This window comes from Candidatus Krumholzibacteriota bacterium (assembly GCA_016932415.1).
In the GTDB taxonomy this organism is placed as follows: Bacteria; Krumholzibacteriota; Krumholzibacteriia; order Krumholzibacteriales; family Krumholzibacteriaceae; genus Krumholzibacterium.
This window is the reverse complement of sequence record JAFGCX010000034.1, coordinates 58,205-76,792: the sequence shown is the minus strand read 5'-3', so window position 1 is coordinate 76,792 and position 18,588 is coordinate 58,205. Positions and strand designations below refer to the sequence as shown.

Annotated in this window: 14 protein-coding genes; all 14 read right to left on the bottom strand. The window is 51.0% G+C overall.

What is annotated here, in order from left to right; translation table 11 throughout:
* Positions 1 to 2: 2 nt before the first annotated feature.
* The gene (gene rsmH / locus JW814_11510; protein MBN2072071.1) at positions 3 to 911 is read right to left on the bottom strand and encodes a 16S rRNA (cytosine(1402)-N(4))-methyltransferase RsmH; all 909 of its coding nucleotides are present in this window, start codon (positions 909 to 911) and stop codon (positions 3 to 5) included.
* Between the two features lie 17 nt (positions 912 to 928).
* Positions 929 to 1,306: a hypothetical protein gene (locus tag JW814_11505; protein MBN2072070.1), complete on the bottom strand. Its 378-nt coding sequence runs from the start codon at positions 1,304 to 1,306 to the stop codon at positions 929 to 931.
* A 14-nt stretch (positions 1,307 to 1,320) separates the two neighbouring features.
* On the bottom strand, positions 1,321 to 1,758 hold the full coding sequence (locus JW814_11500) for a cell division/cell wall cluster transcriptional repressor MraZ (protein ID MBN2072069.1): 438 nt from the start codon (positions 1,756 to 1,758) through the stop codon (positions 1,321 to 1,323).
* Between the two features lie 394 nt (positions 1,759 to 2,152).
* On the bottom strand, positions 2,153 to 2,959 hold the full coding sequence (locus JW814_11495) for a class I SAM-dependent methyltransferase (protein MBN2072068.1): 807 nt from the start codon (positions 2,957 to 2,959) through the stop codon (positions 2,153 to 2,155).
* 48 nt (positions 2,960 to 3,007) lie between these two features.
* Positions 3,008 to 4,582 carry a hypothetical protein gene (locus tag JW814_11490; GenBank protein ID MBN2072067.1) on the bottom strand — a complete coding sequence of 525 codons (1,575 nt, stop codon included), beginning with the start codon at positions 4,580 to 4,582 and terminating at the stop codon, positions 3,008 to 3,010.
* Positions 4,583 to 4,655: 73 nt separating this feature from the next.
* Entirely contained in the window at positions 4,656 to 5,960 is a 1,305-nt protein-coding gene (locus JW814_11485; GenBank protein ID MBN2072066.1) for a glycosyltransferase family 4 protein, read from the bottom strand.
* Positions 5,961 to 7,499: a lipopolysaccharide biosynthesis protein gene (locus JW814_11480; GenBank protein MBN2072065.1), complete on the bottom strand. Its 1,539-nt coding sequence runs from the start codon at positions 7,497 to 7,499 to the stop codon at positions 5,961 to 5,963.
* Positions 7,481 to 8,434 carry a GNAT family N-acetyltransferase gene (locus JW814_11475; GenBank protein ID MBN2072064.1) on the bottom strand — a complete coding sequence of 318 codons (954 nt, stop codon included), beginning with the start codon at positions 8,432 to 8,434 and terminating at the stop codon, positions 7,481 to 7,483. Before JW814_11475 ends, JW814_11480 begins: the two co-directional genes overlap by 19 nt.
* 26 nt (positions 8,435 to 8,460) lie before the next feature.
* Positions 8,461 to 9,888, bottom strand: coding sequence for a polysaccharide biosynthesis protein (locus JW814_11470; protein ID MBN2072063.1), 1,428 nt, complete (start codon positions 9,886 to 9,888; stop codon positions 8,461 to 8,463).
* Positions 9,885 to 12,212: a T9SS type A sorting domain-containing protein gene (locus tag JW814_11465; GenBank protein MBN2072062.1), complete on the bottom strand. Its 2,328-nt coding sequence runs from the start codon at positions 12,210 to 12,212 to the stop codon at positions 9,885 to 9,887. The genes JW814_11470 and JW814_11465 overlap by 4 nt, the downstream gene beginning before the upstream one ends.
* Entirely contained in the window at positions 12,209 to 14,284 is a 2,076-nt protein-coding gene (locus JW814_11460) for a glycosyltransferase (protein MBN2072061.1), read from the bottom strand. The genes JW814_11465 and JW814_11460 overlap by 4 nt, the downstream gene beginning before the upstream one ends.
* Positions 14,285 to 15,001, bottom strand: a complete 717-nt coding sequence (locus JW814_11455) for a polyprenol monophosphomannose synthase (GenBank protein ID MBN2072060.1) — start codon at positions 14,999 to 15,001, stop codon at positions 14,285 to 14,287. It lies immediately after the preceding gene.
* Between the two features lies 1 nt (position 15,002).
* Positions 15,003 to 17,474 (bottom strand): YfhO family protein, encoded by a 2,472-nt coding sequence (locus tag JW814_11450; GenBank protein MBN2072059.1) that lies wholly within the window; start codon positions 17,472 to 17,474, stop codon positions 15,003 to 15,005.
* A gap of 220 nt (positions 17,475 to 17,694) precedes the next feature.
* On the bottom strand, positions 17,695 to 18,579 hold the full coding sequence (locus JW814_11445; protein MBN2072058.1) for a glycosyltransferase family 2 protein: 885 nt from the start codon (positions 18,577 to 18,579) through the stop codon (positions 17,695 to 17,697).
* Positions 18,580 to 18,588: the final 9 nt, after the last annotated feature.

Here is an 18,588-nt window from a genome sequence, read left to right as displayed (position 1 = left end):
CGTTACAACCTCTCTGCAGCCCTGAGTCTGGCGCTCCTTGCCCTGCTGTTAGCGGCGATCTCATCATCGCCGGGAATCATCGGGCGCCGGGTGAGCACTTTCAACTCGGGTTTTTTCCCACAATTACAGACCGGAAAATCAGAAGGGCATATACACCCTTTCTCTTCACTTCTAAAAAAATTTTTTACGATTCGGTCTTCAAGTGAGTGGTAACTCATGACCACGATCCGCCCGCCAGGCATCAGCATTTCGACGGCTTTGGGAAGGACCGCTTCAAGATTCTCCAGTTCTTTGTTGGCCCATATCCTGAAAGCCTGGAAAACCCTCGAAAGAGAATTGATAAGATGTCCGGAAGGCACGGCCATCTCAACGATCGACCGGAGCTGGCCTGTGGTTTTGATCTCTTTTTCCCCCCTGATCCTGACGATCGTCCTGGCTATGCCTCTTCCTTTTCTTTCCTCTCCATAATCCCTGATTATTCTATGTAACTCGCCCTCGGATGCCGTGGCGAGAAGCTTTATGACAGAACCTCCCCCGCTTCCCATGCACATGTCGAGAGGACGGTCGTCGAGATAGCTGAACCCCCTCTTTCTGTCAGATATCTGAAATGAGGAAAGCCCGAGATCAAATAGGAATCCTTCGTATTTTCCACCCGCCAGAAGCAGGTCGATATCGGCGAAATTGCCATGGATATAATTCATTCTTCTTCCAAACTTCATCAGACGTCTTTTCGCTTCCTCGATCGCGTCCAGATCCCTGTCTATTCCTGTTATCTCCATCCGGCTGCCGGCAGTATCGAGTATTCTGAGCGAATGTCCACCAAGACCCAGCGTACAATCAACGTATCTTCCATCCGGATCCGTGATCAGAAGACTTACAACCTGTTCGAGCATGACCGGAATATGATGCACTTGCGCGGTTCTCCAATTCAGCAACTGGCGACGAGCTCGCGCGCGCCGGAAGGAGAGAGTCTTCTGCTCCCTGCCTTCAGGCAACGAAAAGCTGTTCTCCAGTCGGAAAAAACAGGTATGGTGTCCCCTTTTCGGACGAAGGCCAGGATATCAAGGATATAATCGCTCAAACCGCTTATCAGGACGTCCGGGTGAACGGAAAACCATTCTTCGAAAAGTTCGAATACGTGATAGTTGACATGCTCGACGCCCTGAAAATCGAGAATATACCCTTCCTGCCTGGAGGATGTCGTTTCTTCGATGAAATCTAGGAGCATCCGTGCCTCCTCGCTTCTCACCTCTCCGGACAACCTCAGTATCGAGACTCCCTCGCATTCGGTACGGTATACTCTCATTGCCCTCTCCCGCACTAGTATTCCCAATCGCCCTCAAGAAACGCCTCGTCTCCATCTTTGCTCATCTTGGCATGATCCTCTGGAGTCCAGATCTCCAGATAGTTGAGGACTCCGACAACGACGACTTTCCCCGGATTCCCTATCGCTTCAAGAAAATTCGCAGGTATAGCTATCCGTCCGGATTTGTCGAGGTTGACCGTCCGTGATTTCCGGCTGTAAAAACGGATATACTGCCTTTTTTCCGGACCCGATGGGAGTTCATGCAGTTTTTTGACTACGACTTCGTCCCACTCTTTCAGAGGATAAAGATTCAGGCATCTGTCTTTTCCCATGCTGATGACATATTCACCACCGGAAGCTTCGGGGATCTGGTGCCTGAAACGGGCCGGGATCATAAGTCGCCCTTTCGAATCAAGGGTACAATCGAAATTTCCCAGAAAATTCTGCATCATCAAACTTCCAAACCAGTGACTATTGATTCATTAATTGATCTGTCAATAACTCTGAGTTGATACAATATCAACCTGTTTTTCTACCATTGCGCCCCACTTTATCCCATTTTTTCCCACCATGTCAAGGGAAAATACCGATTGTGTCTGTTTTTTGTTGATTTTTATTGTGTTGTTATATAATAAGATACGTAATAATTGAATTATTTTTCAATAAAACCGCGAAAAAAACACTGATTTCCCACTTTCTCCCAGTAAAAAGAGAAAAAATGATCTTCCTTTCAAGCGATCAGGGATGCCGGCCGGGAATCGACGCGGCGTTCCATGTGGGGGAGAGAGAATCCGGGAATTGCTTTGACGTGGGCGGTGATCTACCGCGAAGGCCCGGTCCTGGACCTTACTGTTTTTTTACTGCCGATACTACAAGAGTGCTTGCGAGATCCTTAAGGAACGGCAACCTCTCGAGAACCGCCTCAAGAGCGGCGCAGGGAGCAAAAAACAGATCAGGGACAGATTTCCAGACGAATATTATTTTCTTTACCTCGGTGATCTCAAAGCCTTCCTCCTCGAGGAGGGCTCTTATCTCTGAATATCGCGACGGCCGGTGATAGCTGTATGGATGATAATCGCTTCTCTCGATATCAGAGACCGGGTAGCACATCGGGGGGAAGATTTTTTTCATAAGGGGCAGACGCACTATCAATCGTTTCCCCGCTTCGACGAGGGAATAGTAATTCGGAGTCGAGAGAACGAACCTTCCGCCTCTCCTGAGGACTCTGGCCACTTCCCGGACAGCATCGGGCCGATCGGGATGGAATACATGTTCAAAAGTCTCGACAGCAGTGACCGCGTCAAAAGAACAGCCGTCAAACGGCAGCGCGCTCATATCGGCTCCAAGGAGATTATTCGAATAACCGTTCGCGTCGGCTATCCTCCTGGCGGCGAAGAAATCGTTCTGGACTATATCTATACCCCAGGTCGCGAAACCTCTCGATCTCAGCAGAAAGAGGTTATATCCCCAGCCGCAGCCTATATCGAGAGCCCTTCCCCGCGAAACTTCCGGAAGTAATCCCGTTACCGTCACGAATCGCCTTCTGCTCAGATACCTTCTGGCTTTCGAACCAAGAAACCAGTTACTGAGAAGGCTCGGGACCTTTTCCGCGGGGATATCGCCAGGGATCACCGGTTCCGGAAGCTTCAGCATCTTTCCTCCATCTGGAATTCAGGTCCTGCCGCGACAGTATCGGGCAGATCAGATCTTCCGCGCATCAAGACTCTTTTCTTCCGGCACACCGGGCAGTTCCGACCCGCCGTCACCCGAGGGTCTGTCAAGTCGATACAGGACATAAGTCACTTCCCCCGGTTGCCTTATCCCAAGGTTGGCGACCGTGCCGCTCATCACTGGAGTAAAAAGTACGCCGCGGATGACACGACCGCTGAACCTCACCGGCACTCTGCTGCGGTCGAGAAAGTAATCCGCTCCAAGGGGAAGATAGTCTCCCCTTTCTATAAGCGTCTCGTAGTCTACCTTTGAACGCATTTTATTTATCTCCGGAGTGACCAGACCTCCGAGATCCAGGATCTTTCTTCCTGAAAAATATCCTACTGCCCCTATATCGGGAGCTGCTATCACATCTCCGGGATCGGAGTTTTCAGAAAGGTATATGCCGATCTTCACGAGGACATCCTCGAGCCCCCGCGAAAAATCCCTGGTCGGTCCCACTACGAAGAGATTGAGAAAAAGTATGTTCTGCGCGATGACGGCCGCGGCGAAGACGGTCAGTAACAGATTCGTCCTTCTTCTGATATGCCGGCCGGAGAAGATCACGATCGACCCTGTCGCGAAAATGATTATGAAGGGAGAGACCGGGATGAGATACCTCGATATTATCTGAAAATCTATCAGTACATAAGCGGCAGGCAGGGCGAATATCCATATCAGCGCGAGAAACAGACCGGGGCGCCTCGTCTCATCCTCGACGCGGAGAAGATCCCTGTTGAAAAATATACCGGCGGTCAGAAAAAGAAGAAGGACGATTATCGCGATCCCGACGCTCATTGAAAGGATTTTTACCGGGACGAGCATCCTGGTCAGCAGAACAGGAGAAAAATCGAACGTTCCCTGCTTGGCACCGGCAGTCAGAGGGAACCACGTGCCTGTATGATCCCTTATCACAAGGAACCAGATGACGATCGCGGGAATAAATATCAGCAGCCACCCATATCGACGAGCCCCTCCGGCGCCGCCGCGAAAGAGGCTGAATGAGATCAGGGAAAGGGGCAGTAGCAAAAGTGTTTCAGGTCTGGCAAGATAGGCAAGGAAGAGAAGGGCTCCAAACAGCATCGACCTCCTCAACGAACGTGTAGCTCCCAGAGCTGCCATTACTGCGGCTATCACGATGAAAACTGCCATCGATGATTCCATTCCGACCATACTCCATCGTATCACCCATGCTTCCGAAGCGAAGATCGCCGAGGCTATCGCGGAAGGATAACTCCCCATCCCGATCGCGATCATAAACCTGTAGACCATATATATCGAAGCTACGCCGAAAAAAAGCGAAAGTATCCTGCTCCACAGAGCCATCTCGCCACCGAGCCGGTACACCGTGGCGAGAAGGAGGACCCAGAGTGGACTGGTAGCGCCATAGGTCGGCTCCCCCCTGTTGAATGAGAGTTCACCCGCTTCGACCAGATTACGCGCGTACTGCATATGTATATACGTATCGTCGGTGATCGAACCCCTGAGTGGCAGGGCAAGTATTATCATCAACGCGACAGATGCCGTGACGACCAGATAATCGCTTCTCTTCATCGCTCTTTCCATTCGATCATTCTCCATCGATGGTCATATCACGCTACTCCTGAAAGACGCGCCCCGCAGGCCTTCTGATATCCGTTCACGCCTCTCCGAGACTATGGTCGTTTCCCGCGATACTCCTTAACAACAGTTCGAGCTTTCCAGCGAGAACACGGCGTGAATATTCCCTGACCACGCCGAGGGAATATGAACTGCCCAGCCTGCCCTCTTTATGCAGGATAAAGAACTTATCGATAACTGCCGCGACAGCCTCCCTGTCACCTGCCGGAACAACCTCTCCCCGATTCAGATCCCTGACTATCGAAGCTGCCTCTCCATCGGGAGCGATGGCGAGAATGGGACGCCTAGCTCCTATATATTCAAAAAGTTTTCCGGGAACCAGACCTGTATATCTCGGATCGTCATGTTTTATCAGCAGAAGCAGATCACTTGCCCTCTCGATATTTACGCATTCGCTGTGAGCGATATTATCACGGAACCTGACGTTGCCACCGAGGCCGAGCCTTCCGACCCATTCCTCATTGGCCGACTCCCTTGGTCCGATAAAGGTCACTTCTACAGATTCTCCGGCACCGGGTCTTCGGTCGAGAAAAAGCCTCAATCCTTCGAGAAAAGGCCGCGAACTTCTTCCAAGGGTAAGCATCCCGGCGTGCACGATCTTCAACTTTCCGTCGCCGTCCGGGATCGCCAAACCTTCGGGAAAATCCTCTTCCTCATAACCGTTCGGGATCTTCTCGACCCGGCATGAAGGAAAAAGAGAGAGAAGCTTCTCTTTCTGCCATGTAGTCGTCACGAGAACGAGCTTCGCGGCTGAAACCCGCTTTTCCAGATTTTTATGGATCGCCGCGTGGATAGGCGTCGCGGGATCTCTGAGATAGAGAGAGATCCATGGATCACGAAAATCCGCTACCCATGGAAGATGAAACCTTCTCGAGGTCCTTCCCGCTGCGAGATGGGTGCTGTCCGGCGGGCTTGTCGAATATATCATATCGAATCTTTCAGACCGGCATAGCTTCGCGGCCGCGCCGGCCGCAAAAGGGACCCATCCGACATAGGTGTCGGGAATCAGCACGAACTCACCGGCTTTTCTCATCAGGCCGAAGCGTGATGAAGATCTCGATGAGCCACTCTGCTTTCCTTTTCCAAGGTTTGCGAGGATCCTCTGACCGGAGAAAGACTTCGTCCTTATAACACGGACTTCCGGCGGTACTTTGCTTTCCAGTCCGGGATCATTTATCCAGAATTCCCCGGGTCTCGGGGTGATCACCGTCACGTCCCATCCTGATCCGGAAAGATACCGTACAAATGATAATGGACGGTACACTCCTCCTCCCGCCGATGGCGGGAAAAAATTTATCATCATCAATATCTTTTTTCGATTCAATCAGGCCTCCGGATCGATCAACCATACCATGAATCTCTGGCCTGCTCTCTGAGGTATCATTCCCTTTAAGACGGCTATCTCGGCCGATTCGAATATTCTCAGCTTCACCAGCAGGATCCTAAGGATAAGAGGGGAAAATACCATGGCTGATATGACAGCGTATATTCCAAGGTATCGAGTCACCATTATCAGCGGGATGGCCAGAAGCAGAATAAAGATGATCGCCTTGACCGTATTTTTTCCCAGTCCTCCGTAGAACCCCTCTTTCTTCGAAAGCGCGACCGCCGCGGCCATTTGCACGATTGATGCCAGAACCTGCGCGATAGCCATCCCCGTCACGCCCCAGATCGTAACGAATATGAAGAACGAACCGAAATATACCGCCATCCACAGGAAATCGCAGAGAGCCGCCCACTTGATATGATTGAGCCCCCTCATCGTCGTCAGGACAGGGGCTATGAATGCGGCAATAGGCACGCCGGCGAGCAGCACGAGCATGACCGGGTACGCTGCTTCGTATTTTTTCCCGCTCAGAAGAAGGATGACATCATTACCGGCCAAGGCGGCAAGGACGGAAAAAAAGAAAGCGGCTATCACCGTAGTCTTCGTGAACAATGTGATCTTCTCCGGGAGCTGTTCCCATCTTCCCTCTTCGTAGATCCTGGTGACTTCGGGCTGAAGCGCGATAACGGGAAATCCGAGAAATCTTTTTATCAGGCTGTTAATCCTCGACGCGACGTGAAATATCGAAATCGCCGACAACGGCAGGACGGATGACATCACAAACCTGTCGAAATCAGTAAAGGCCAACGCCACAAAACTGAGTACGAGCGAATAACCCATATAAGATAAAAAAACCGGCTGGACGACTCGCGCGGCATCCCCTGTCCCGGTGGAAGCATTCATCCTGCCGATCATATTTAACAGGACCGGCGCTCCTGCCACGTAGACAATTCCATTCAGCAACGATATCATCCTGAAAAGCGCGGTGAGGGAAAGGGAATCCTGGAAAAACACGATCAGAGCGGTAAGCACGGCGAGATAAGATATCTCGAAGTACATCTGCGTGCGCATCTCCCGCAATCCGTTGAATCCTCCGTACAGTATCAATTTCAATGCCACGGTAATGGAGGAGATCACCATCCAGTAGAGTATCTCGTCGGTCGAGAAAACGCTCTGCGCGTCCGGCAGGAGAGCCTTCAATCGTCCTATGGATAAATAGATCGAGGAACCAAGGACAAGAACGACGATCGATGATACTACGAAAAGTCTCAGCGCTTTGCCGTTCTCTCCCCGGTTCTGGTACGAGGGAAAGAATCTGATTATCACCTGGGGAAGACCGATAAGGATGATTGTGGCGAGAAAAAGGGAAAAGCCTTTAAGAACGACGAATGCGCCGAAAAGATCTCCCTCAAGCGTCCTGCTGAGAATGCTGAGTTGAACGAGGGTGAACAACATCCCACCGGCTCCGGACACGGCCAGGGAGATGGAATTCCCAGCGATCTTCGATCTCCCTTTCCTCATTTCCTCGTGAGCCATTTCCACCATTTCTTTCGAATTCTCAGTTCGGGATAAATGTGTTCGATCCCTCCCATCGATCTTTTAAAGAACAGCATCCCGCTGTCCCCGCAGCTGCTTCCGAGATTGAAGACCTTTACTTCCCTTTTATAAGCCTCTTCTACTGCCCTGTACACGAGGTAGCAGGCGATCCCGGCCGAATGGGACTCGTCCGAGATCCCGGCCTGCCATGCCTGCGCCATCGATTTATAATAAATATCGATATGTCCTCCAAGCATCCGTCCTTCGACGAACGCTCCCCAGAAAAGGATCCCTTCATCCCTTCTTTTAAAAAGCTCCCTGAAAAACTCCCTGGGATAGGGGTGGACGCCTCCCCACCCCGTCGACCCCGAAAAATATATGTCATAGAAAATCGACAGGTCTTCGTCTTTTTCAATCAGCCTGATCTCTACTCCATCCTTCTCGCATCCGTTGCATATCTGCCTTTTTTTCCTGCTGAGCCTCTTCGACCTGTACTCGGTGAAATCACCATCGAGCATTATCAGGCTGCATTCGTTCCTGTCCACCACGGCCTTTCCGATCATACTCCCGTCGCCGCCGTCGATCTCGAAAAGAGATGCCACAGCCTCCGCGCAGCGTGACGATCCGGCTATCTGTGAAAACCTGTCGACGAGAGCCAGCCTGACGCTCTCCCGCTCGCAAAGAGGCGTTCCGTAGGTGCCGAACGGCATCGACCATATCGAGAATACCGCTCCCCTGTCTATCCTTATAAAAGGCATGACGCCGCGTAGCGACTTCCCGTCACGTGCCGTTATCCATCCTCCCCTGAAACGCGGAAAAGCGCGGACCAGGATATTCATCCAGGAAGGGGAATGAAAATAGGTCGCACCCCGGCATGATCCGATGAATTCGCTTATCTCTTCCTTGTCGATATCATATTCGATCTCAATATTCACCACGGCCTCGTTCTGTCATCTGACCGTCAGTCCCCGCGGTCGAATCCGGGAATGATACTCGACATCAATCCAAGCACTGCGCCATCGTCCCCTTTTCCCGCGGCCTCGATCATCTCCGATATCATACGTTCCAGGCCCTCTGGAGGTCTCTCAATTGAACTGGCAATGAGGATCTTGTCCTCACCGGAAGGCTTAAGCTGTTCATTTTTACTTACGAGGACTTCATGGAGTTTTTCCCCGTCACGCAAGCCTGACATCCTGATCGGGATCTCGGTCTCCGGTTCATGACCGGTCAACATTATTATATCTTTCGCCATCTCATAGATATTCAGAGGCTCTCCCATATCGAGGATAAATGTCTCTTTTCCGTTGCCGATGAGCGATGACCTTATGACAAGAAAAGCAGCTTCTTTTACCGTCATGAAAAACCTTGTCGCCTGGGCGTCACTTACCGTTACCGGACCTCCCCATCCGATCTGCCTGAGAAAAAGAGGAACAACACTTCCGGCGCTCCCTATCACGTTTCCGAATCTCACAGTGATATACCTGCACCTGCTGTGATCGCTGTAAGACCCGAGGTAAAGCTCTACTATTCTCTTTGTCGCTCCCATCACTCCATCGGGATCCGCCGCCTTATCGGTCGATATGAACACGAAACGTTCGACTCCACACTCTTCAGCGGCTCTGATTACATTTATGCTTCCGGCGACGTTGTTTATGACCGCCTCTGAAGGGTCCCTTTCCATGTAATGGACATGCTTGTGGGCCGCCGCATGATATACGATACCGGGAGCGATCTCCTTCATCATCCTTTTTATCTTTGCCATATCGGTGAGGTTACAGATGACAGTAGATATCCTCAAACCGGGAAAAGAGGACCTGAGCTCCTCCTCTATCATGAATATCCTGTTTTCGCCCCTTCCGAGTATGATCAGTTCTTCCGGTCCGACTCTTGCGAGCTGCCTGCAAAGCTCGCTACCGATCGAACCTCCCGCCCCCGTGACCAGGATCTTCCTGCCGGAAAGTTCCAATCTTGCCGACTCCAGGTCAAAACTGACCGTTTCGCGTCCAAGCAGATCTTCGACGCGCACATCCCTGATCTGGTCGATGTGGACATCTCCCTTTATTATCTCCATCACACCGGGTACTATCCTGTAGACGACTCCCGCCCTGCGGCACCGCCTTATCATCTCCCGCACGAATCGTCCCGGAGCAGTCGGCACCGAGATGATGACCTCATCGATATCCATCGAAGCGGCGATCTCCTCTAGCCGGTCAGTCGTACCTAGAACGGGAACGGATCGCACCGTTTTTCCCGCCAGTTCATCGTCGTCATCAAGAAATCCGATCACCGATGATTCGATCTCCGGGTGTCCTTCTATCTCTCCCAGGACCATCCGGCCGGCTTCGCCAGCCCCTACTACCAGTATTTTCTTATTGCTCGAGCTTCTCACCTGATAATCGCAACCTTTCTTGTCTCTATGCCGGAACTTCCGGATATTCTTACTATATAGATCCCGGATTGGGCAGTGAACCCGTTTATCGTAAGCAGATCCCAGGCATCCTCTCCCTCGGCGACACCCTCTATCTCATGCACCAGTTCTCCTTCCAGATTATAGACGCTTATATCGACGATTCCCGAGATGCGTGAGATCTTAAGGGATGAATCACCCCGGCCGATATGTATCGGGTTGGGGTAGAGTATAGCGCGAGACAGTGGGATCGAAACCTGTACCAGTGGCCTCACGTCGAAAGATGCAAGGCCCCTGTCGGTCCCTATCCAGAGAAGATCCTCATCGGCATCACACGCCAGCACCTGGCATACATGACTCGGAAGGGGTGATATGACCGACTCTGAATAGAATGCCTGTATATTGTTCTCCCAGAAAGTAGCGGTAGTAAACGCCGCGTCTATGATCCCGTCGGCATCGATCCTGTTCAGTCCCTTGTCTGTCGCGACCCAGAGATTTCCGAAACTGTCGAATTCGAGATCGCTCACGGAAAGTCCGATCAATCCGTAATTGGTCTCTTCTCCCTTTTCAGTATACACCTCTATTTCACCCTGGCGATACCTGACCAGGCCGCCTCCCGTCCCGACCCATACCGTTCCGTCGCTTCCAACCTCTATAGCTTCTATCTCCGTACTGACAAGGTTCGATTCATCCATCAGCGTGAGCCATATATCACCGGTCTCCGAAGTAAGTGTACTCCAGCTGAACCCGCCCGTTCTCCAGTACTGGACTCCAAATCCCTTTATGGCCAGATATACTCCGAATTGATCGAAGACGCAGTCGAAGATATTGCCGCCTTTCATCGAAGGATTGAGAAGGGGATTTACGGCGAACCACTGATCCGCTGACTGGTCGGTGATATTTATTCCCCATATCCCGCTCGATTCGTAATAATCGTCATCGGAAAGAAACCACCTGTTCCCGGCCGGGTCTTCCTTTGCCTTTACAAACCTGTCAGTCGTGATCGTATTGCCATCCTCTATCGCGAAATGCCGCCAGATATCATCATCCTTATCGAAGATATTTCCCAGGTCGATCATATCGAGGTCGTAATTGAGAGAATTGCACCACAGGATATTACCGGAATCATGAAGCAGCGCCAGGTTGTAGGCAAAATATGAAAGAGCGTCATCATTTCCCGTGTCCGATCTTATCTTTGAATACCTGATCCAGTCACCGGTACCGGATCTGTAGTTGATCCCGTAGAGAGTGCTCGACCATACCGCTCCTCCGGGGGCGATTCCGATAGCAATGACGTCATTCTGACTCAATGTCGGCAGGGCTCTGTTGACCCATTCTTCGCCATTGAATCCGGAGATATAACTTCCCCTCGACGAACCGCTCGGGAGTCTTCCCCCGATCCAGGGGTCACCTCTCCCGTCGACCGCGACAGAGCGGAGATGATACTGACCGATCCTGTAATTGTCGAGAAACATAGCCTTCATCTGCGCGGTGGCGATACTCTCCCAGTATGACCCGTTATGCCTGTACGCTCTCTCCTCGGTCGCCGCGTATATCTCGCCTCCACCTGAAGCTATACTTACCGGGAGAAGACCATTATGAAAAGTCGTCCCGTACTGCTCCCATGACTCGCCGTTCAATCTCGCTATCCCTGTCGAGGTTGCGGCATATATCATCCCTTCATGCAAAGTGATCGAAAACGCTGTGCCTATGGGATAGTCAGTAAAAATGAACGTGTCGCGGCCAAAGCTTGCCACGCCATCTTCATGAGCGACCCACAACCGGTTTTCATCGTCAAGAAGCAGGTCGTTTATCCTTTTTCCAGCAAGGTTATCGGACAGATTCGGTTCCAGGGAATGGCTCTTGTCGAAAAATTTGGCTATTCCATTGTCAGAGCCGTAATATACATCCTCATCGACAGAGAGAAGGCAATTGATACTGTCGCTGAGGATGAGTGTCGATTTTTCGTTGTAATGGCTCACTACCGGGTTTGTCGCTATATTTTCGATCCTTACCAGGCCCTCCCCCCTGAATGCCGCCCAGAGGACGCCTTCTGGATCAAGCGCGACAGCCGACACCTCATTCGATCTCAATCCCAGCCCGGAATAGAACTGTGTCATAGTCGAATCAGTGAGGTCGAAAAGCAGGATTCCTCCGTTGGTTCCGCACCAGAGACTGTCGCCGAGACAGGTGATCCTGTTTACGGCGCTGGCATCGAGAAATAGATTCCAGTCCCCTGGATCTGCCGTTGCCTGGCCGGTGGACAGTATCGACATCAGGATGAAAAATGAACAGAGCCGTCTCACGGGTTATCCCCCTTGTTAAAATACCATTCCGGATATCTGCCTGAAAAAAACATGCCGACAGACCTGAAAAGTATCTCCAGATAATCAGTGATTGAACGTGTCCTAGTTTCGATTACCTCGTTTTCGAAAGATTTTTTCCAGTCAGCTTCGGGAGAGATCCTCCATCTTCCGCTTATCCCCGGCCTCATTCCTCCGTCAGGGCCGGCGTGACCACCGTCATCAGATACCGGTGAAGGTGGCGGTCCCACGAGAGCCAGTCTCCCGAACAGCAGATCGGCCCAGAGTGCCGGTTTGATCATGTCCGATCCCTCCCTGCCTGATCGAGTCATGATTCTCGGCCAGTCTATTGTCTTTTCCCTGTACCCTGTCCTTTTTTCCGAAAAGACCGACGCTTTTCGACCTGCCGTTCCGGATATCCTGAAAAAAAAGAGACAGACTGCCGACAGGGGGAGAAAAACAGCGCCAGTGACGATATCGGACAAACGCTGCAATAATCTCAGAAGTAGAAACTGGGTCCCTCTTTCGATGGAAAACATATAACTATCACCGATCTTCTGGACCCTGACCTCCCTGCCCATGAATCTGGCGACCGGTGACACTATTCTTATCTCAAGCATCCGCGTACCATGAATGCAAAGGAACGGAAAGATCAGGCCCCTCTCGACATACGATGGAAGTATCAGCACCTCCTGTATCTTGAACCTGTCGATTATACTCTCGAGATCTTCCATCTTTCCGATAGATCCCGGTCCACCGGAAATATCTCCGACGACATCGATTCCCAGATGCGGATCAGCCTGCACAAGTCCCCTGAACCGTTCTACCTCATCCTCGTCACCTGCCAGGATGACCCTTTTAAGGTCAAAAGAGGCTCTGACAAGCTGGTTGTGAACAAGCCGGATGATCCTCCTGAAACCAAAGACGAGAATAAGGCTCAACAGCGCCTGTCCTCCAAGGACAGCCCGGGAATATATCCTTATCCGGGTAAGATATGTCGCTCCCAGCAGGATCGCGAAAGAGGCGAAGACCGACCTGGCGACTCTCGAGAACTCCAGGGCCGCCCCGGTCTCCCTCCTGATCTGGTAGAGACCGCCGAAGAGGAATGTGAAAAAGAAGATAAAATTATAGAAGTAGATAAAGAAAGCGTACCAGTCGAGAGGATACAGGCTGTTTGTAAACAGGGACTGGAACAGACCACGCAGATAATACGCTATGAAGAATCCCGCGTTCGCCGCGACAAGGTCGGACGCGGCGAATATGATTGATTTCAGGGCGCCCCGGTGCCGCCTGAAAAAGTAGAATATTTTATTCCATTTCTCGTAATATCGCAGAAGACTGAGAAGATGCATGAGAAAAGGCTTTTTAAATACCGACCTCGCGCTTGATCTTTCGTACCGGTGCGTCATCACCGAATCGGGAATGTAATAGACATCCCATCCGTGCTGATTCATCCGGTAGCACCAGTCGGTATCTTCAAAATAGAGAAAAAACCTTTCATCCATCTTGCCGACCTTTTCTATCGCTTCCCGCCTGACCATCAGACAGGCGCCTATGAGCCAGTCGACTTTGCGCGCCTGCTCATGATCATAGTCGATCATCAGATGTTCTCTCAAAGCGCGCGCCTTCGGAAAGATCCTTCCAAGGAACGTCCGCCTTAAAAAAAGCGCCTTTATTGTGTAAAAAGCCCGGCAGGAATATTGTAGCCGTCCATCGGGATAGAGGAGCTTCGATCCAGCCATACCTGCCGATCGATTATCGTTCATGAACCGGGCGAGCCTGTCGATGGAACCGTCTCTCACCTCGATATCGGGATTGAGTATGAGTATCAATTCCGAAATCGAAAGATCGATCCCCTGATTGACCCCGCGGGAGTATCCCCTGTTCTCCTCGTTTCTGATCACCATGCATCTGGGAAACGACTCCTCTATCATGTCGGCGCAACCGTCACTGCTGGCGTTATCGATGACGATCGTCTCGTAGCTGCCCGAGGGAGGGCAGGCCTCGAGGGATTCCAGACACTTTTCGACCGGGACAAGGCTGTTGTGCGTAATGATTATTATTGAAAGATCCATTTACTTCCATCGCCGCGGGGACATGAACCTCAGGCGCCAGACCATGAACGCCGCTTCCCATATTATCTTTTTTGACATCTTCGAAACGCCGACTCTCCTGTCGGAAAATATTATTGGTATTTCCCTTATCCTGAAACCTTTTTTCCAGCAGAAGAAATTCATCTCTATCTGAAAAGAGTAGCCGTCACTCCTGATCGTATCAAGAGGAAGGCCGGCCAGTGTCTCGCGACGGAAACATTTGAACCCGCCGGTTGAATCTTTCAGGGGAAGCCCGGTAACGATTCCGGTATATATATTCGCTCCGGTGCTGAGGATCAATCTGCTGAGCGGCCAGTTTACGACCCGGATCCCATTGAGATATCTCGATCCAATGACGAGATCGTTATCCTTGATCGCCTCGAGAAAAAATTTTATGTCGCCAGGATCATGGGAAAAATCCGCGTCCATCTCGAAAATATATTTCGCGTCAGTATTGGCCAGCGCCCATTTGAATCCGGCTATATACGCAGACCCCAGCCCAAGCTTCCCCTTCCGGTGGATGACATGGATCCTCGGTTCCGATACGATTAGTTCATCAACGATAGCTCCGGTACCATCCGGAGAATTATCGTCTATGACGAGAATATCCACCCCCTCATCCTGACTCAGAACGGCTTTGATTATATTTCTGATATTCTCGTTCTCGTTATATGTTGGAATCACGACCAGAGCCTTCAACTCAATCCCCCTTTCTGCCAGTGACGAGAAATGAGATGATAACGGTTGACAGAGCTATCGCGATGGAGATTATCGAAAGCATCAGTGATCTGTTCAGGACCGGGGATTCAAATGTGAATTCGATCCGATGTTCTCCCGGCTGAAGCTCTATCGCTCTTAAACAGTAATTCGCCGTCAGGATATCGCCTTCTCTGCCGTCAATGGTGACTTTCCAGTCGGGATAGTCTACCTCGCTGACGACCATTATACATGACTTTTCGACATGAGCCTCTATATTGATCGTGTTAAGATCATACGCCGTGATCTCGGCTCTGCTTCCTCCGGCTGAATCTATCTCTCCATCGGGCATCGCCTGCAGGATCACTTCGCGTGAGGGATCAAATGCATTCGACGTCAGCGAAAGGAGCGCGTCTTCTTTTGTCATCAACTTGATCCTGTCGACGAAATAGACCCTGGGAAGAGCCTCTGGATTTCTGTAGATGTAGTTTTTATCTTTCTGATAGATCAGAGGATATTCCGATCCTTCCGGGAAGACCGGATGCATCGACAGAAAATACTTCGCTCCGAGCATATTCAATATCTGTTTCGGAACGACGCCCCTGTTGAATGTAGCGAAAAGAAGATCCATCACATCCTGGTAGTTTTTGAGCTTGGCTGCGTGATATCCCCCCATGGAGAATATCCCCGACATCATATAGCTATTGTCGCTGAAAGGGAAAGTGCTGTGGTTCCAGCTTCCAGGCCTTGAAGCGGGAACGGGAAAGACCCTGAAAAAAGTGGTGTCCGCGGCTAGATATTTCGCCATGACACCGGGTTCCTTGTACCTTTCCCTCGCCGTTACCGGTCTGACGATCCTGTACCCGCTGTTGTTCCACGTACTTTCCGGATGCACGATCGATCGGTCCACGGAAATAATATCAAAAAGCAACAGGACTGAAAGGATGATGATGGCAAGAGAGCCCTTCGGCCTCTTCCAGGATACGAAAAAGAGAGTGGCTATGGTCGCGACGAGAAAAAATAAAGTTCTCACCAGATCAGACGAATAGGCTGAGACTGCCATCATTATCCACTCTGGACGGACCCTGCTTCTTATCGCCTCGCTTGCCGCGAGATCCTGTTTTATGCTGCCTGAAGCGGCGATGACGAGGAGAAAGAGGGCGACCGCCGCGAGAAGGCCCCATTTTAAACTTTCTTTTTTAAGGATCGCTGGCAGCTCGTCCCTGGCAACCAGCTGAAGATATTCCTCTATAGCCAGTCCCATAAGGACTGTAACGGCCAGTTGCTGTACAATCAGGATCATCACCGGGACACGGAATTTATTGAAAAAGGGCAGAAGCCTGAAGAGCGGGTCGTACAGGACCGGCATAAACCTGCCAAAACTGACAAAAGTCGCCACTATGATGATCACGGCCAGATACCACTTCCATCTGCTGCGTACGATAAAAAAACCGATAACCGAAAAGACCGCAGTGACAATCCCGAGATAATTCGGATAATCGGTAAAAGGCATCCCGCCCCAGTATGTCATTTTTCCGAAACCTGACGCCCACGGAAAGATTAGGGTAAGCAATTCCTTCGGAGGAAGGCTCCACCCGGTGGCGTAATCATAGTCCAGCCCCCCGCCTGTTCCGCCTCGTATCGAATAATCGGCATATTCCCTCACCGGAAAGATCAGCACTGCCGCTATACCTGCCGAAAGAATGACCGCCGCGAAAATGAATCCAGAGTTCACCGCGATCTCTTTCCCCTTTCCCGTCCGGGCAAGGCGGATCGTCTCCATAATAAAAAGAAGGCCTGTGATGAGATATGTATAATACGATATCTGAACATGCCCCCTCAGCATCTGAAAACCAAGGGCAATGGCGAGAAAGGCAGTGTTTACGACCCTTCCTCTGCCGGTCAATATATTCCTGCAGAACAGAAATACGTAGGGCATATATGCGACCGCGCACGCCTGGGAACCATGCCCGTTAGCTCCGTTCGCGACAAGATTAGGCATGATCATGAAAAGGCCACCTGCCAGCATCGAGATCGAACTCCTCACCCCAAAGGAACGGAGAAGAAGATATATTCCCATTCCTGCCAGGATGTAATGGACCAGCAGCCATGTCATCTCGGGGAATCCGAGATATCTTTGAAGAATATAAGTCACATAGGCGATCGGATAGACATACGGAGTATACGACAGGCTGGGATAACTCGGCATTCCGCAGAATATATACGGGTTCCACAAAGGATATTTTCCCGATTCAAGATATTCCCTGCCGACTTCGCTGAAACTGATCGGAGCCTTTGTGTCGGGAACAAGAAAAATATCCCCATGAAAGATCAATTCCGGCATGACGATCGCCAGCACAACGACAAGAAATAGCGCGACCAGAATACCCCTTCGCCAACCGGCAGCATTATCGAGAAACTGATCCGGATCAAACTCGCGCCGCTTCTGATCGCCAGATCTGATATTTTTTGACAAATACAGCCTCCTCAAAGGTTATATTTTACAATTTCAATAATAATAACATTTTCCACTATCCTAGTAAACCTTCAAAATCTATCATCTTTACCTGCCGGTTCTCCCGCGTGGCGTGGCGGGATCGGGACACCGATCGTTCCGGAACCGGTCACGGAGAACGGATGATTTGCGGATTCAGGAAGAGATACGCATGGCGGGCCGCGTCCCCGAAGCAACGGAATCAATCGAAAGATACCACTCTCATCGCGCCCCTGAGGGCCCCCCTGAGAAGCGCCCATCTGCCAGTGACAAGCAGTACTCCCAGAACCGACAGGAATATAAGCAGATGCGCCGGAAAAAAGAAAAGGCGCCAGCAGAGCGACCTGAACCTGATAAAAAGCCTGTTAGTACTGGCAATACGGTTTTCCAGCTTGAAGGGAGTCATTCCTCCTCCGCTGCTTGAACTGACCTTATGCCATACTCTGGCTGACTCTTCATAATAACACTTCCATCCGGCCTTTTTTGCTCTCAGGCAAAAATCAATATCCTCGCAATAGATCCTGTACGACCTGTCCAGAAGCCCTATATCCTCGAACACTTCTCTCCTGACAAGCATCGCGCACCCTGTCACCCACCCGGTCTCAACGCTCCTGCCATCTGAATCACTGTCCCTTTTCCTCAGGTCCTTGTGCTTTGGTATCCAGATTCCGGGAAAGAATTCACCGCCTCCATACCAGATCCGATCGCTGTCATCAAAAAAATATATCTTCGGTCCCACGATCCCTATGCCGGGAACGGTGGCAGCTTCCATCATCCTCCGCGCGAAATCGGGATCGACTTCCGTATCGTTGTTCAGCAGGAGAATGTACTGTCCACCCCTCTCCATCGCCTTTCTGATCCCTACATTGTTCCCCTCGGCGAAAAGAAGGTTGCTGTCGTTGATCAGAAGTTCGATTTCGGGAAACCTCTCCCTGATCATTTCGACCGAGGAGTCAGTCGAGGCGTTATCGACGACAGTTATCCTCAGAGGTGGAGATTTCACCTTTTCAAGCGATTCGAGACACTGGCCGATCACGTCCTCGCCGTTCCAGTTAAGTATGATCACGTCAAGAATCTGATCTTTCAAACCGGTCGT

What these genes read in the sequence shown, in the direction of transcription:
- JW814_11500 (MBN2072069.1), bottom strand. Translation starts at nt 1,758, where the DNA reads ATGATGCAGAATTTTCTGGGAAATTTCGATTGTACCCTTGATTCGAAA.
- JW814_11480 (MBN2072065.1), bottom strand. Translation starts at nt 7,499, where the DNA reads ATGGCTCACGAGGAAATGAGGAAAGGGAGATCGAAGATCGCTGGGAAT.
- JW814_11505 (MBN2072070.1), bottom strand. Translation starts at nt 1,306, where the DNA reads ATGAGAGTATACCGTACCGAATGCGAGGGAGTCTCGATACTGAGGTTG.
- JW814_11490 (MBN2072067.1), bottom strand. Translation starts at nt 4,582, where the DNA reads ATGGAAAGAGCGATGAAGAGAAGCGATTATCTGGTCGTCACGGCATCT.
- JW814_11460 (MBN2072061.1), bottom strand. Translation starts at nt 14,284, where the DNA reads ATGGATCTTTCAATAATAATCATTACGCACAACAGCCTTGTCCCGGTC.
- JW814_11495 (MBN2072068.1), bottom strand. Translation starts at nt 2,959, where the DNA reads ATGCTGAAGCTTCCGGAACCGGTGATCCCTGGCGATATCCCCGCGGAA.